This is a genomic window from Streptomyces rubradiris, from assembly GCF_016860525.1.
Classification (GTDB): Bacteria; Actinomycetota; Actinomycetes; order Streptomycetales; family Streptomycetaceae; genus Streptomyces; species Streptomyces rubradiris.
Genome location: NZ_BNEA01000015.1, coordinates 4,390,001 through 4,406,013, shown reverse-complemented (window position 1 = coordinate 4,406,013; position 16,013 = coordinate 4,390,001). Strand labels below are relative to the sequence as shown.

The 16,013-nt window shown below is 68.5% G+C and carries 11 protein-coding genes and 2 rRNA genes (1 of these 13 cut by a window edge); 7 read left to right on the top strand and 6 right to left on the bottom strand.

Annotated features, from left to right (window positions below):
• Positions 1-107: 107 nt before the first annotated feature.
• Positions 108-1,670, top strand: a complete 1,563-nt coding sequence (locus Srubr_RS32745; protein WP_189992708.1) for an FAD-binding oxidoreductase — start codon at positions 108-110, stop codon at positions 1,668-1,670.
• 84 nt (positions 1,671-1,754) lie between these two features.
• Here Srubr_RS32745 and Srubr_RS32740 read toward each other — a convergent pair whose 3' ends face one another.
• The 3 genes from Srubr_RS32740 to Srubr_RS32730 form a co-directional block, all read right to left on the bottom strand.
• Positions 1,755-2,450 (bottom strand): phosphatase PAP2 family protein, encoded by a 696-nt coding sequence (locus Srubr_RS32740; RefSeq protein WP_189992711.1) that lies wholly within the window; start codon positions 2,448-2,450, stop codon positions 1,755-1,757.
• A 230-nt stretch (positions 2,451-2,680) separates the two neighbouring features.
• Positions 2,681-3,682 carry a C40 family peptidase gene (locus Srubr_RS32735; protein ID WP_189992713.1) on the bottom strand — a complete coding sequence of 334 codons (1,002 nt, stop codon included), beginning with the start codon at positions 3,680-3,682 and terminating at the stop codon, positions 2,681-2,683.
• A 134-nt stretch (positions 3,683-3,816) separates the two neighbouring features.
• The gene (locus Srubr_RS32730; protein WP_189992715.1) at positions 3,817-4,590 is read right to left on the bottom strand and encodes a trypsin-like peptidase domain-containing protein; all 774 of its coding nucleotides are present in this window, start codon (positions 4,588-4,590) and stop codon (positions 3,817-3,819) included.
• Positions 4,591-4,970: 380 nt separating this feature from the next.
• Here Srubr_RS32730 and Srubr_RS32725 point away from each other — a divergent pair, with 380 nt between their 5' ends.
• From Srubr_RS32725 to Srubr_RS32700, 6 genes are all read left to right on the top strand, one after another.
• Complete coding sequence (locus tag Srubr_RS32725; RefSeq protein WP_014673544.1) at positions 4,971-5,279, top strand: hypothetical protein; 309 nt, start codon at positions 4,971-4,973, stop codon at positions 5,277-5,279.
• Between the two features lie 171 nt (positions 5,280-5,450).
• Complete coding sequence (locus tag Srubr_RS32720) at positions 5,451-6,296, top strand: hypothetical protein (protein WP_189992718.1); 846 nt, start codon at positions 5,451-5,453, stop codon at positions 6,294-6,296.
• The gene (locus Srubr_RS32715) at positions 6,286-7,629 is read left to right on the top strand and encodes a hypothetical protein (RefSeq protein WP_189992720.1); all 1,344 of its coding nucleotides are present in this window, start codon (positions 6,286-6,288) and stop codon (positions 7,627-7,629) included. The genes Srubr_RS32720 and Srubr_RS32715 overlap by 11 nt, the downstream gene beginning before the upstream one ends.
• Positions 7,626-9,179: an SCO6880 family protein gene (locus tag Srubr_RS32710; RefSeq protein ID WP_189992722.1), complete on the top strand. Its 1,554-nt coding sequence runs from the start codon at positions 7,626-7,628 to the stop codon at positions 9,177-9,179. The genes Srubr_RS32715 and Srubr_RS32710 overlap by 4 nt, the downstream gene beginning before the upstream one ends.
• A gap of 14 nt (positions 9,180-9,193) precedes the next feature.
• On the top strand, positions 9,194-10,606 hold the full coding sequence (locus tag Srubr_RS32705; protein WP_189992725.1) for an ATP-binding protein: 1,413 nt from the start codon (positions 9,194-9,196) through the stop codon (positions 10,604-10,606).
• A 12-nt stretch (positions 10,607-10,618) separates the two neighbouring features.
• Positions 10,619-12,166 carry a P-loop NTPase family protein gene (locus Srubr_RS32700; RefSeq protein ID WP_189992727.1) on the top strand — a complete coding sequence of 516 codons (1,548 nt, stop codon included), beginning with the start codon at positions 10,619-10,621 and terminating at the stop codon, positions 12,164-12,166.
• Here the strand turns inward: Srubr_RS32700 and Srubr_RS32695 are convergent.
• The 3 genes from Srubr_RS32695 to Srubr_RS32685 form a co-directional block, all read right to left on the bottom strand.
• Complete coding sequence (locus tag Srubr_RS32695) at positions 12,163-12,729, bottom strand: GNAT family N-acetyltransferase (RefSeq protein WP_189992729.1); 567 nt, start codon at positions 12,727-12,729, stop codon at positions 12,163-12,165. The two genes, Srubr_RS32700 and Srubr_RS32695, sit on opposite strands and share 4 nt — an antisense overlap.
• Positions 12,730-12,812: 83 nt before the next feature.
• Positions 12,813-12,929, bottom strand: a 5S ribosomal RNA gene (rrf, locus tag Srubr_RS32690).
• Positions 12,930-12,999: 70 nt separating this feature from the next.
• A 23S ribosomal RNA gene (locus Srubr_RS32685) occupies positions 13,000-16,013 on the bottom strand (it continues 109 nt past the right edge of the window).

The following is a 16,013-nucleotide window of genomic DNA, read 5'->3' as shown; positions in this document are numbered from 1 at the left end:
CGAGTCGGCCACACGAACACCCGTACGCCGTTCCTCACCCGTTCGGCGGAACCCCGCGGCGCGGGGCGCCGTCTCGTTCCACAGGAGCCGAGGAAAGGGCGACGGACATGGAACGGCGTACGTTCATCTCGGGCGGCGCGGCCGCCCTGGCGACGACCGCGCTCACCGCGTGCACGGCGGGCGGGGACTCCTCCGCACCCCGCGCGTCCCTCACGGGCACGACCTCCCTCGCCGCCCTGCGGACCACCGGCCCGGCCAGGGCCGCCGCGAACTGGACGGCCCTCGCCCGGGACCTGGACGGCACCCTCGTCCGGCCCGGCGACGCCTCCTGGAAGACCGCCCGCCAGCTCTACAACACCCGCTTCGACGGCCTGAAACCGGCCGCGGTCGCCTATGTGGCGCACGCCGCCGACATCCGCACCACCCTGGCGTACGCCCGCGCGCACGGCGTCAAGGTCGCCATCCGCAACGGCGGCCACTCCTACGCCGGCTATTCCTCCGGCGACCAGCGGCTGATCGTCGACGTGTCCCGGCTGAACCGGATCCGGGTCGGCGGCGGCCAGGCCGTCGTCGGCGCCGGCGCCAAGCTGATCGACGTCTACCGCGCGCTCGCCGCGAAGGGCGTGACCATACCCGCCGGCTCCTGCCCCAGCGTCGGCGTCTCCGGCCTGGTGCTCGGCGGCGGCCACGGCGTCGCCTCCCGCGCCTACGGCCTGACCTGCGACAGCCTCACCCAGGCCACCCTGATCACCGCCGACGGCACCCAGCTCACCGCCGACACCGGCCACCACGCCGACCTGTTCTGGGCGCTGCGCGGCGCGGGCAACGGCAACTTCGGCGTCGTCACCGAGCTGCACTTCCGCACCCACCCCGCGCCGCAGGCCGTCACCGCCTATCTGACCTGGCCCTGGTCCAAGGCCGCCAAGGTGCTGAAGGCCTGGCAGGAGTGGGGCCCGTCCCAGCCCGATGAGATCTGGTCCTCCCTGCACCTGGCCTGCTCACCGGGCCGCACCCCGACCGTCTCCGTCTCCTGCTTCTCCCTCGGCACCTACCGCGAGCTACAGAACGCCGTGGACCGCCTGGCCCACCTGGCCGGCGCCAGCGCCCGCTCGGTCTCGCTGCGCCGCCGCGGCTACGAGGAGGCCATGGAGATCTACGCCGGCTGCTCCTCCTTCGCCACCGACGCCCAGTGCCATCTGCCGGGCCCCACCCCGGGCCGCTCCCCGCAGGGCCGGCTCGGCCGGGAGACGTACGCGGCCCGCTCCGACTTCTTCGACCGCTCGCTGTCCGCGGCCGGCATCCAGACCGCGCTCAAGCAGATCGCGGCGGTGCGCGGCGGCGCCGGCAGCATCGCCTTCACGGCGCTCGGCGGCGCGGTCAACCGGGTCTCCCCGACCGCGACCGCCTTCGTCCACCGCCGCTCGCGCATGCTGGCCCAGTACATCGCCTCCTGGGGCGCGGGGGCCGCCGGCACCACGGCCCAGACCTGGCTGGCGTCGGCGCACAAGGCGATGGCCCCGTACGCCTCCGGCGCGGCCTACCAGAACTACACCGACCCCACGCTGAAGAACTGGAAGAAGGCGTACTACGGGGACGCGGCCGCGCGCCTGGACAAGGTGAAGAAGCAGTACGACCCCAAGCGGTTCTTCTCGCACCCGCAGGGGCTGTAGGAGCCCGTAAGGGTTCAGGAACGGCCACGGGCCGGCCCCCCGCCGAGGAGGAGCCGGCCCATTCCCGCGTTCCCGCTTTCCCGCTTACGCGGCCAGGTCCCGCTCCCCGGTCTCCGCCGAGCGGCGCGCACCGGGCAGCACCGGGACGTCCGGCGCCGTCCGCCGCCGCACGAGCCAGCCCACCCGCGGCGAGCGCTCCACCGCCCGCATCAGCGGGGTGAGCAGCGCCGTGGCGAGCGGGGACAGCAGCAGTACGACGGCCGTACCGAGCGCGAAACCGCCCACGACGTCCGTCGGGTAGTGCACGCCCATGTAGACCCGGCAGAAGCCCTCCAGCAGGGCCAGGCCGATGCCCACCAGGCCGAAGCGGCGGTTGGCGACGAAGAGGCCCACGCCGAGCGCCATCGTGAGCGTCGCGTGATCGCTGACGAAGGAGAAGTCGTCCTTGCCGGAGACCAGGACGTCCAGGCCCTGATGGTCCCGGAACGGGCGGGGGCGCTCCACGAAGCCCCGTATCGGGACGTTCACGAGGACCGCGAGGCCCGCCGCGAGCGGCGCCCACACCAGCGCGGCCACCGACGGCGCCGCCTCCTCGCCGCCCCGGCGCCGCACGCCCCACCAGCACCACAGGACCAGCAGCACCATGGCGAGCAGCAGCCCGTACTCGCCGACGAACTCCATGACCCGGTCGAACCAGTGCGGCGCGGCCTTGGCCAGGCCGTTGATGTCGTACAGCAGGTCGACGTCGGGGTTCGATCCGGATTCGGCGAGTACAGCCATGGTGCTGCGGCCCCTTCGTCGTTCGTCCGGACGCACCGGGTGTGCGTCGCTCCAGCCCCCCGTGGTTCGTAGATCCGCTTCCGCTGCACTGCCGCACTGACGTCCGCCGGGCTACGTCAACAGGAACGCACGGGCACCATGAATACGTTCCACTCTCCACTGAATGATCACGCAGACGTTATCGAAGAGAGACTCGTCAGCGCAGCTCAGGGGGCAGCTTCACGCATCGTTCACACGGCCGTGGGAAGTGCCTGCGCGCCCTCCTCCGTCACCCGTGTCGCGCCGAAGTAGTCGGGGGTGTCGATCGGGTCGAAGCGGATCACGGCGCCGGTGCGCGGGGCGTCGATCATGTACCCGCCGCCGACGTAGATCCCCACGTGCCGGATGGCCCGCGAGTCGGTGAGGTCGTCGGAGAAGAAGACCAGGTCGCCGGGGAGCAGCTCGTCCCGCGAGGGATGCGGCCCGGCGTTGTACTGATCGTTGGCCACGCGCGGCAGGGTGATCCCCACCTTCTCGTACGCGGCCTTGGTCAGGCCCGAGCAGTCGAAGCGCCCGCCCTGCTCGGGGGTGCCGTTGCCGCCCCACAGGTACGGCGTGCCGAGCCGGCTCTGCGCGAAGGCGATGGCGCCGGCGGCCTGCCGGGTGGGGTCGAGCCGGCTGACCGGCGCGGCGAAGCTCTTCTCCAGGCTGCGGATCCGCTTGACGTAGTTCTGCGTCTCGCTGATGGCCGGCACCCCGCCCGCCCGGATCACCCGGTAGGCGCCCGCGTTGTAGGCGGCGAGCATGTTGTCGGAGACGTCACCGGGCACGTCCTTGACGTACTTGGCCAGTTCGCAGTCGTACGAGGCCGCCGACGGGATCGCGTCGTCCGGGTCCCAGATGTCCCGCTTGCCGTCACCGTCGCCGTCGATGCCGTGCGTCGCCCAGGTGCTCGGGATGAACTGCGCGATACCGCGCGCGTCGGCCGGGCTGACGACGGTCGGGTTCCACCCGCTCTCCTGGTACAGCTGCGCGGCGAGCAGCGCGGGCGTGAGCGCCGGGCACAGATTGCCCCACCGCTGCACCAACGACTTGTAGGCGGCCGGCACCGCCCCCTTCGCCAGCCCCCGGCTCCCCGAGGTCACCCCGTTGACCAGGTTTCCCGCCACGATGTACACACCGACGACCAGCAGCATCACGAAGCTCACGCCGAGCGCGCCGGCCGCCCCACCGATCACCCATGACTTCCGCACGGTTCAACTTTCCCCCATGGCGGGCGGATCCAAGAGTCCTTTCTCATGATGTGGCGTCATTTCGCGGTGGCGACCGCATACATGAGACCGCTCCGGCCACCGGAACCGCCGGCGAGCCGAAGGGCGGGCCCAGGTCAGGACGGTTCGGCCGCCGCCTCCTCGTAGAGCTCCGCCGCCACACGTCCCAGCGCCACGCTGTACGAGGTCCCGGCCGTGCTGCCGCCCTCCTCGTGACCGCCGAGGACCCCGACGATCTCGTGGTCCCCGTTGACCCAGGGGCTGCCGCTGGTGCCTCCGGTGAAGTCGGGGCAGTCGACGCGCTGTTGGGTACGGCCGTGCCGGGCCGGCTTGTCGGTGCAGGTGATGGGCACCTCGCGGGAGGCCGGGTACCCGGTGACGGTCACGCCGGTCGCGCCGGTGGCCACGCCGGGCGTGAACCGGTAGCCGCCCACCGCGTCCTCCACCCGGCCCCCGCCCCGCCCGGCGACGGTGGCGAAGGCGAGGTCGCTGTCCTCGTCCCGGCCCCGGGTCCACTCCTCGGGCAGGAACCGCCGCGTCACCTTCCACACCCCGTACGGCGCCCGCCCCGCGCGGTAGCCCGGCACGAACACCAGGTCGCGGCCGGGGTCGTCCAGGCAGTGGGCGGCGGTGACGATCAGGTCGCCGTGCGGGCTGTGCGCCACCGACGCGGTGCAGAAGTGACCGCCGGCCGGACGGCCCGCCCCGTCCGCGGCGAACAGCGCGCCCACCCGCGCGCTCCACCGGTTCGCGACGGCGTCCACGGTGACCCCGAACGGCCCCGGCCCGTCGTCGGCGGCGGCCACGGAGGCCGAGGTCAGCGAGAGCAGCACCACCGCGCCGAGCAGCGCGGGCCGCGAGGTGGCCGGGCCGCGTGAGATGCGCTTCATCGGGACCGAGTCTCACCGTCAAAGGTGAGAGGCAAACCCCGAGTTGTCTGAGATTTCCCTGTGAATCGGCACACCCGGACGAACCCGCCCGCCACCTGCCCCGTGAGAACATCGACGCGACAGCTCACCCGGCCGGCCGTCACAGCCGCGCAGGTCGTAGAGGGGGTCAACGACGGAACCGCACACCAGGTTCCGCTCCGACCTCATTGCCCGGGGTGACCTGCCGTGATACACAGAGTGACAATAGGCGCCACCCAGACGAAACCCGCCGGTGAATGACGCCAAGTCGACATACGTTGGCGACGTTGTCGGCGACAATGAGGCCTGACCTCTGCGCCCGCAGGGGCTCGCGGAACTACCCACCAGGGGCGGTGACTTACATGCTCTTTGCGGCCGACAAGGGAGACATCAACACCATCATCGGCGGGATCGCTCCGGACTGGGGCCCCTTCGGCAGCCTGGGCAACGAAGCCAAGGTGATGATCGAGGTGGTCATGGCCGTCGCCATCCTGCTGTGCCTCGGCATCGCGGTATGGGGGGCGGCCAAGCAGCGTATCGGCGCCACGGCCCTGCGGGACACGTTCAGCGCTGAGCAGGGCAAGGGCCTGATCATCGCCGGCCTCACCGGGGTCTTCATCATCGGCTCCCTCGGCACACTGTTCACCATCGTGTACGGCATGGCGGTGTAACCCCACCCGTTCCGGGCACGCCCGGCCACGGCTGTCCCCTCCACCCCACCCACCCGTCGTGCCCACCGGCTGAGGTTGCGTTTCCCTGATGTCGAGTCACCACACCGCGCCCGCGCGGGAACCAGCACGGCTACCGTCGTATGTCTACGAGGTGGAGGGGGCGTACGCGGCATGAGTCCCGTCGACGAGCAGGGTTACCGCGACTACCAGGGCTACGGCGACCACCCGGAGCCCGGCCAGACCCGGACCCGCCTCCCCGACCCCGACCCCTACGGCGGCGCCCCCCGCCGCCCCCAGCGCTCCTCCTCCAGAAGCCTGATCACGGTGGTCGGCGTGGTGGTCCTCCTCATCGCCGCCATCGCCTTCGCGAACCGGGGGGGCGAGGAGGAGAAGACGGGGGCGTCGACGAAGAGCGACCAACCCGTGACCTCCGCGACGGCGGCGAGCGGCACACGTCCGGTGGAGACCAAGTCCGGGGGTGTCCCCACGGGGTTCGCCCACACCGAACAGGGAGCCCAGTCGGCGGCCTCGAACTACGCCGTGGCCCTGGGTTCGACAGGCATGTTCAACAAGGACAGCCGTCACAGTCTCCTGGATCTGCTCTACACCCAGGAGGCGGCGGCCCGCCTCAGGGGCCCCATGGACCAGGCCTACTCGGCCGAGTTCCTAGCCAAGATGGGCCTCGACCCGGCCGGCAACCCGCCCAAGGGCAGCACGTTCGTCTCCCGTGTGATTCCGATCGGCACCACTGTGCGGCAGTACAAGGCCGACTCCGCAAAGGTCGCGGTTTGGTACATGGGCCTCATCGGCATGGCCAGCAGCACCTCGACCGACCCCGTCACCTCGTCCTGGAAGACCTGGACGTTCGACCTGCGCTGGTCGGACGGTGACTGGAAGATCAGCTCCGAGACACAGCAGGACGGTCCCGCGCCGGTACCCGGTGACGACAGAGCCGCCACCTCCGACGAGATCAGCAAAGCCATCGAAGAGTACGGAGGGTTCACCTATGCCCGGTAGCCCGCAGCGTGCGCTCAAGCTCGCCGGAGTCGTGACAGCCCTACAGACCACGGCCGTGCTGCTGGCCACGCGCGCCTTCGCGGAACCCTCGCCCACCCCCTCCGGCAGTCCGTCCCCCTCGCCGTCGAACGGCGGGGTCGACTGCGGACCCATTTCGGGCGAGGCCAAGGAGTATTGCGAGCGCGGCAACACGTCCGGGAAGTCCGGCAACCTCGCCCCGGACACCTCCACCCTCGACCCACTCTCCTCACTGGCCAAGGGATGCGCCGACGCCGCCTCCTGGACCGTCGACAAGCTCAGTCAGGCCGTCAAGGAGACGGCTACCGTCGACTTCACCAATCAGGCGTTCCTGAAGCAGTACGCGATCGTCTTCGCCGCCTCCACCATCCTGACGCTTCTGCTGTGGCTGCTCGCCGTGGCCAAGCGCGCGGTGCGCGGCGTGCCGCTGACCACCGCGATCACCGAAGCCGTCGGCTTCCTCTGGCTGACCGTGCTGGCCTCCGCCTTCACCCCGCTGATCCTGTACACCGTCGTCTCGGCCACGGACAGCGTCACCGACGTCCTCGCGAAAGCCACCGGCGACCAGGCCGACACGTTCTTCGGCACCTTCTCCGGCGCCCTGAAGAAGGGCAACGACATCGGCGGCGGCCCCATCATGCTGATCGTCGTCTCCCTGGTCAGCATCCTCGCCGCCGGCGTCCTCTGGCTGGAGCTGGTCATCCGCGCCGCCCTCCTCTACGTCGGCGCCCTCCTCGGCACCGTCGTCTACGCCGGACTCGTCGACAAGAACCTGTGGGGCCACGTCCGCCGCTGGGCCGGCATCATGATCGCCGTCATCCTCGTGAAACCCGTCATCGTGATCGTGCTCGGCCTGGCCGGCGCGCTGTCCGGCGACAACGGCCCCGACGCCTTCTCCGCCGTCGTCTCCGGCCTCGCCATCATCCTGCTCGCCATCTTCGCCAGCGCGATGATCTACCGCTTCGTCCCCGGCTTCGGCGACGAGATCGCCAGCGGCCGCAACAACCGCATCATGCGAGGCGCGGAGGGCAAGGCCGCCGCCGTCATCAGCTCCCCCGCCACCCTCGTCGCCCAGGGCATCAAGACCCACAGCACCCGCGCCGACAGCAACGCCGGCGCCGGCCAGTCGGGCAGCACCCCCCGCCAGGCCAACCCCGCCTCCGGCGGCGTCACCGCCCACAGCAGCCGTACCCCGGCCGGGAACGGCGGCGGAACCGTCCCCTCCGCCACGCCCGCGCCCCGCGCGTCCAGCCCGGTCAACACCCCGCACGCCAGCAACACCCGCAACAACCGCTCGGGAGGTGAAGGGCGTTGACGACCGAGTCCCACCTGTCCCATCCGGTCACGCCCCGCCGTACGTATCTCATCGGCCGCGCCCGGCCGAACGCGATCATCGGCCGCAACCGCGAATCCGGCGAGATCGCCCTGATCATCGCCGGCGCGTTCCTCGGCATGATGTGCGGCCTCCTCGTACCGGTCCTGCCCCTGCGGATCGCGCTGCTCATAGGCTTCCCCCTGCTCGCGCTCGCCGCGGTCTACGTGCCGTACAAGCACCGCACGTTCTACAAGTGGTTCGAGATCAACCGCTCGTACAAGCGGACCGTCAAGCGCGGAGCCGTCTACCGGTCCGGCGCCATGGAGGCCGGCACCCGGCTCGACGGCCGCGAGATCGAGGTCGGCCCGCCGCCCGGCATCGGCCGCATCACCTGGCTCGCCGCGCCCTTCGGCCCGGACGAGATCGCCGTCCTCCTGCACGCCGACCGCAAGACGGTCACCGCCGCCATCGAGATCGAGGGCCCCGGCGTCGGCCTGCGCGACTCCGAGGACCAGGAGGCCCTGGTCGACCGCTTCGGCACACTGCTCAAGCACGTCGCCAACGGCGACGGATTCGTCACCCGGCTGCAGATGCTCGCCCGCACCCTGCCCGCCGACCCGGACGCGCACGCCAAGGACGTCGCCGTGCGCGGCGACGACCGCTCCCCGGACTGGCTCCAGAGCTCCTACGACCAGCTCCAGTCCATGGTCTCCACCAGCAGCGAGCAGCACCGCGCCTACCTCGTCGCCTGCATGCACTACAGCCGGGAACTGGCCGCCGAGGCCCACGCCATGGCCCGCGCCGCCCGCACCCGCGGCAAGGTGGACCGGGACGCCGGACTCGCCGTCGTCATGGCCCGCGAGCTGACCGACATCTGCTCCCGGCTCCAGGAGGCCGACATCCGGGTCCGCCAGCCGCTCGGCCAGGGCCGGCTCGCCTCCCTGATCCACTCCATGTACGACCCGGACCACCCCATCGACCACATCCAGGCGATGACCCAGCGCAACGCCTGGCCGGCCGAGCTGGACGCCGTGGAGCCCACCTACCTCCAGGCCAAGACCCGCGAGTCCAGCACCCGCGCCCCCTGGTGCCACGCCACCGCCTGGGTGAAGGAGTGGCCGATGACGCCCGTCGGCGTCAACTTCCTCGCCCCGCTCCTCGTCCACACCCCGGACGTCATCCGCACGGTCGCCGTGACCATGGACCTGGAACCCACCGAGGTCGCCATCGAGCGGATGCTGACCGAGAAGACCAACGACGAGGCCGAGGCGTCCCGCGCCGCCAAGATGAACCGCACGGTCGACCCCCGGGACATCGCCGCGCACAACCGGCTCGACCAGCGCGGCGAGGACCTCGCCAGCGGCGCCGCCGGCGTCAACCTGGTCGGCTACATCACCGTATCCGCCCGCTCCCCGGAGGCCCTCAACCGCGACAAGCGCACGATAAGGGCCTCCGCCGGCAAGTCGTACCTCAAGCTGGAGTGGTGCGACCGAGAGCACCACCGCGCCTTCGTGAACACACTTCCGTTCGCCACCGGCATCCGAAGGTAGGGGCTGATTCTCCGATGCGGGATCCGCTGTCCGTCCTCACCGAGGCCTTCACCTCCTTCCTCTTCGGGAAGGTGGAGACGACCCGGCCGCCGGTGCGCACCTCCACGGGCCAGGCCCAGGCGGTCTACCTGCCCACGGCCGCGCCCGGCCTCGGCGACTCCGGCGTCATCATCGGCCGCGAGGTGTACTCCGGGAAGGGCTACATCTACGACCCCTTCCAGCTGTACGGCCAGCAGCTGCCGGCCCCGCACTGGCTGGTCCTCGGCGAGTCCGGCAACGGCAAGTCGGCGCTGGAGAAGACGTACGTCCTGCGCCAGCTCCGGTTCAGGGACCGCCAGGTCGTCGTCCTGGACGCACAGGGCGAGGACGGCGTCGGCGAGTGGAACCTGATCGCCGAGGAGCTGGGGATAACCCCCATCCGGCTCGACCCGACGGCCGCCCTCGACCACGGCATCCGGCTCAACCCCCTGGACCCGGCGATCACCACGACCGGGCAGCTCGCGCTGCTGCGGACCATCATCGAGGTCGCCATGGGCCACGGCCTGGACGAGCGCGCCGGCTTCGCCCTGAAGGTCGCGCACTCCTACGTCAACGAGACGATCACCGACCGCCAGCCGGTCCTCTCCGACATCGTGGAGCAGCTACGGCACCCCGAGCCGGAGTCGGCGGAGGCGATGAACGTCGCCATAGACGACGTACGGGCGTGGGGCCTGGACGTCGCGCTGGTCCTGGACCGCCTGGTCGACGGCGACCTGCGCGGCATGTTCGACGGCCCGACCACGGTCGGCATCGACCTCGACGCGCCCCTGATCGTCTTCGACCTGTCCCACATCGACCGCAACTCCATCGCCATGCCGATCCTCATGGCGATCGTCGGCGTGTGGCTGGAGCACACCTGGATCCGCCCCGACCGGAAGAAGCGCATCTTCCTGGTCGAGGAGGCCTGGCACATCATCAACAGCCCGTTCGTGGCCCAGCTGTTCCAGCGGCTGCTGAAGTTCGGACGCCGGCTCGGCCTGTCCTTCGTGGCGGTCGTCCACCATCTGTCCGACGTGGTCGACGGGGCGGCCGCGAAGGAGGCGGCGGCCATCCTGAAGATGGCCTCGACCAGGACGATCTACGCCCAGAAGGCGGACGAGGCCAGAGCCACCGGCCGGGTCCTCGGCCTGCCCCGCTGGGCGGTCGAGATCATCCCCACGCTGACCCCCGGCATCGCGGTCTGGGACGTCAACGGCAATGTCCAGGTGGTCAAGCACCTGGTCACGGAGACGGAACGGCCGCTGGTCTTCACCGACCGCGCCATGACCGAGTCGGCCAGCGACCTGGCGGCCGACGACGCCCTGCGCGCGGCCGAGCTGGAGGCCGAGCAGCGGGCGGCGGCCTTCGTGGAACAGCACCTGGGCGACTCCGAGTCGACGGTGGCCTAGAGGGAGTGCAGCGTGAGACCGGACGATCACCGTGACATCCGCCGGGAACGCCAGGGCGGCATCCCCGACGGACTGCTGATCGGCATCCTCGCGTTCCTCATCGGCCTCACCGTCCTGGTGTGGACGGCCACCGGCCTCGCGGCCCGGTTCGCCCAGGGCGCCTGGCCTGAGGGCGTCACCTTCACCCGCACCCCTCTGGCCATGCGCCACCTCGTCAGCAGGCCCCACGACCTCCCCGGCGCCTGGCCGGACACCCCGCCGGGCCAGCTGTCCGGCTGGGGCCTGTTCTGGGGGCTGTTCCTCGGCCAGCTGATGATCCTCTTCGTGCTCACCGTGTTCGCGATGGGCGCGGTGGCCCGCTGGCGGGCGGCCAGGCTACGACGGGCCATGGCGGCCCGGGGCACCACGCCGGGCCCCGCGCGGACCGAGCCCCGGTACGCGTACGAGGCCCAGGACCCGCGCCACGCCGACCCGGCCCCCCGCCACGACGTCCCAGAGCCGCGCCACGACGTCCCAGAGCCGCGCCACGAGGTCCCTGTGCCGCGCCCGGAGCCGCGGCCGGCGGACCCCGTGAGCACGGTGGCCGCACCGGCACCTGCGATCGCCCTCCCTCCCGAAGACGACCGGGCCGGCGGCTGGGAGAAGGTCCTCCTCGGGCCCCGGGAGGCCCGGCAGACGGCCGCGACCCAGGCCGTACGGGACGCCGAGGGTCCGGTCGTCCTCGTCACCTCCAACCCGGCCCTGTGGGCGGAGACCAAGGACACCCGGGCCAAACTGGGCCCCACCCTGCTCTACGACCCCACGCACCTGTGCGACACCCCGGCCCGCCTGCACTGGTCCCCCACGGCGGGCTGCGATGACAGACAGACGGCACTGCACCGGGCGACGGCCCTGCTCGCCCCCGTACGGCCCACCGCACGGATCGACCAGGCGGTGGCCGACACCGCGACCACGCTGCTGCGCAGCTATCTGCACGCCGCCGCCCTGGAGAACCGCACCATCCGGCATGTGCACCGCTGGGCGCAGGGCACCCAGGTCCAGGACGCCGTCCGCACCCTGCGCACCCACCCCAAGGCCGCGCCCGGCGCCGCCGGCGAGCTGGAGGCGGCACTGACCGCGCACCCGGACCGGCGGGACATCGCCCAGGAACTGACCAGCAGGGCCCTGTCGGCGCTGTTCACGGTGAACATCCGGGAGGCGTGCACCCCCAACCGAACCGATGCCCTCGCCCTGGATTCCTTCGTCCATGAAGGGGGCACGCTTTATATGGTCGGTGAATCCATCGAGGACCCGCGGAGCAACCCGGGCGCGATGCCGCTCCTCACGGCCCTCGTCTCCAGCGTGGTCGAGCACGGCCGGCGCATGGCCGAACGGTCATCCTCCGGTCGGCTCGACCCACCACTCACCCTGGTCCTGGACGACATCGCGGCCGTGGCCCCGTTCCCCGAACTGCCGGACCTGCTGGCCACCGGCCCCGATCAGGGCCTGCCGGCGCTCGCCCTGCTCCGCTCCCGCGAACAGGCCCGCACCCGCTGGCCGCACCAGGAACTGCCCGTCTAGGACGGCCGCTCCATGACGAACTCCAGCTCGTTGGCGGACTCGTCCTTGGAGAAGGCCACGACGAGACCGCTGGGCGCGAACCCGATCCTCCGGTAGGCCGTCCGGGCCCGGAGGTTGTCCTCGTGGACGAACAGCCGCACCCGCTCGGCGTCCTGCTGCCACGCCCAGGTCAGGCCGGCTGTGAACAGGGCCTCGATCAGCCCGTTGCCCCGGTGCTCCGGCCGTACGAAGACACCGACCGCGTGTCCCTGCCACCGCTCGACCGGGTTCCCGGCCCAGTCCTGGGTTCCGGGCTCCTCCATGAGCACGGTGACCGAGCCGGCCCAGGTCCCGTCCGGGGCCTCGGCGATGAACTGGTGGGCGGTGGTGGAGCCCGCACCGGAACCGACGGCCCGGTCCTGCCAGAAGGAGTCGGGCTTGCTGGCGGCCTCCTCGTAGGTCTCCAGGAACGCGAGGTGCGCGACCGGGTCCCGCAGCGCGTCCAGCCGCAGCTGCCTCACCCGCTCCCAGTCGTCGGGTCGTATGGCACGAACTACATAGTCGTTCCTGGTGACAGTGGTCATGCGACCACCGTAAGTCAAAGCCCTTGGCCCGGAAAACAGAAAAACCCCCGCACCGTAAGGTGCGGGGGTCTCCCTCAAAATTTGTTCGGCGGCGTCCTACTCTCCCACAGGGTCCCCCCTGCAGTACCATCGGCGCTGTGAGGCTTAGCTTCCGGGTTCGGAATGTAACCGGGCGTTTCCCTCACGCTATGACCACCGAAACACTATGAAACAAACAACAACCAAAGGCTGTTCGTGGTTTCAGAACCAACACAGTGGACGCGAGCAACTGAGGACAAGCCCTCGGCCTATTAGTACCGGTCACCTCCACACGTTACCGTGCTTCCAGATCCGGCCTATCAACCCAGTCGTCTACTGGGAGCCTTACCCCATCAAGTGGGTGGGAGTCCTCATCTCGAAGCAGGCTTCCCGCTTAGATGCTTTCAGCGGTTATCCCTCCCGAACGTAGCCAACCAGCCATGCCCTTGGCAGAACAACTGGCACACCAGAGGTTCGTCCGTCCCGGTCCTCTCGTACTAGGGACAGCCCTTCTCAAGACTCCTACGCGCACAGCGGATAGGGACCGAACTGTCTCACGACGTTCTAAACCCAGCTCGCGTACCGCTTTAATGGGCGAACAGCCCAACCCTTGGGACCGACTCCAGCCCCAGGATGCGACGAGCCGACATCGAGGTGCCAAACCATCCCGTCGATATGGACTCTTGGGGAAGATCAGCCTGTTATCCCCGGGGTACCTTTTATCCGTTGAGCGACGGCGCTTCCACAAGCCACCGCCGGATCACTAGTCCCGACTTTCGTCCCTGCTCGACCCGTCGGTCTCACAGTCAAGCTCCCTTGTGCACTTACACTCAACACCTGATTGCCAACCAGGCTGAGGGAACCTTTGGGCGCCTCCGTTACCCTTTAGGAGGCAACCGCCCCAGTTAAACTACCCATCAGACACTGTCCCTGATCCGGATCACGGACCCAGGTTAGACATCCAGCACGACCAGACTGGTATTTCAACGACGACTCCACCCACACTGGCGTGCGAGCTTCACAGTCTCCCAGCTATCCTACACAAGCCGAACCGAACACCAATATCAAACTGTAGTAAAGGTCCCGGGGTCTTTCCGTCCTGCTGCGCGAAACGAGCATCTTTACTCGTAGTGCAATTTCACCGGGCCTATGGTTGAGACAGTCGAGAAGTCGTTACGCCATTCGTGCAGGTCGGAACTTACCCGACAAGGAATTTCGCTACCTTAGGATGGTTATAGTTACCACCGCCGTTTACTGGCGCTTAAGTTCTCAGCTTCGCCCACCCGAAAGTGAGCTAACCGGTCCCCTTAACGTTCCAGCACCGGGCAGGCGTCAGTCCGTATACATCGCCTTACGGCTTCGCACGGACCTGTGTTTTTAGTAAACAGTCGCTTCTCGCTGGTCTCTGCGGCCACCCCCAGCTCACGGCGCAAAGCCGATCACCAGACGTGGCCCCCCTTCTCCCGAAGTTACGGGGGCATTTTGCCGAGTTCCTTAACCATAGTTCACCCGAACGCCTCGGTATTCTCTACCTGACCACCTGAGTCGGTTTAGGGTACGGGCCGCCATGAAACTCGCTAGAGGCTTTTCTCGACAGCATAGGATCATCCACTTCACCACAATCGGCTCGGCATCAGGTCTCACCCTGCAAGAGTGGCGGATTTGCCTACCACTCGGGCTACACCCTTACCCCGGGACAACCACCGCCCGGGATGGACTACCTTCCTGCGTCACCCCATCACTCACCTACTACCAACTTGGGTCAGCGGCTCCACCACTCCCCTTTGCCCGAAGGCTCCAGGGCGGCTTCACGGCCTTAGCATCACTGGATTCGATGTTTGACGCTTCACAGCGGGTACCGGAATATCAACCGGTTATCCATCGACTACGCCTGTCGGCCTCGCCTTAGGTCCCGACTTACCCTGGGCAGATCAGCTTGACCCAGGAACCCTTAGTCAATCGGCGCAAACGTTTCTCACGTTTGTATCGCTACTCATGCCTGCATTCTCACTCGTCAACCGTCCACGACTACCTTCCAGTGCCGCTTCACCCGGCAGACGACGCTCCCCTACCCATCACAACACCCGTTAGGGCTATACGCTGCAATGACACGACTTCGGCGGTACGCTTGAGCCCCGCTACATTGTCGGCGCGGAATCACTAGACCAGTGAGCTATTACGCACTCTTTCAAGGGTGGCTGCTTCTAAGCCAACCTCCTGGTTGTCTCTGCGACTCCACATCCTTTCCCACTTAGCGTACGCTTAGGGGCCTTAGTCGATGCTCTGGGCTGTTTCCCTCTCGACCATGGAGCTTATCCCCCACAGTCTCACTGCCGCGCTCTCACTTACCGGCATTCGGAGTTTGGCTAAGGTCAGTAACCCGGTAGGGCCCATCGCCTATCCAGTGCTCTACCTCCGGCAAGAAACACACGACGCTGCACCTAAATGCATTTCGGGGAGAACCAGCTATCACGGAGTTTGATTGGCCTTTCACCCCTAACCACAGGTCATCCCCCAGGTTTTCAACCCTGGTGGGTTCGGTCCTCCACGAAGTCTTACCTCCGCTTCAACCTGCCCATGGCTAGATCACTCCGCTTCGGGTCTTGAGCGTGCTACTAAAACCGCCCTATTCGGACTCGCTTTCGCTACGGCTTCCCCACCCGGGTTAACCTCGCAACACACCGCAAACTCGCAGGCTCATTCTTCAAAAGGCACGCAGTCACGAGAACAAGGCAAGCCTCGTTCCGACGCTCCCACGGCTTGTAGGCACACGGTTTCAGGTACTATTTCACTCCGCTCCCGCGGTACTTTTCACCATTCCCTCACGGTACTATCCGCTATCGGTCACCAGGGAATATTTAGGCTTAGCGGGTGGTCCCGCCAGATTCACACGGGATTTCTCGGGCCCCGTGCTACTTGGGTGTCTCTCAAACGAGCCGCTGACGTTTCGACTACGGGGGTCTTACCCTCTACGCCGGACCTTTCGCATGTCCTTCGCCTACATCAACGGTTTCTGACTCGTCCCACGGCCGGCAGACCGTGGAAGAGAGATCCCACAACCCCCACGACGCAACCCCTGCCGGGTCTCACACGTCGAAGGTTTGGCCTCATCCGGTTTCGCTCGCCACTACTCCCGGAATCACGGTTGTTTTCTCTTCCTGCGGGTACTGAGATGTTTCACTTCCCCGCGTTCCCTCCACACTGCCTATGTGTTCAGCAGCGGGTGACAGCCCATGACGACTGCCGGGTTTCCCCATTCGGAAACC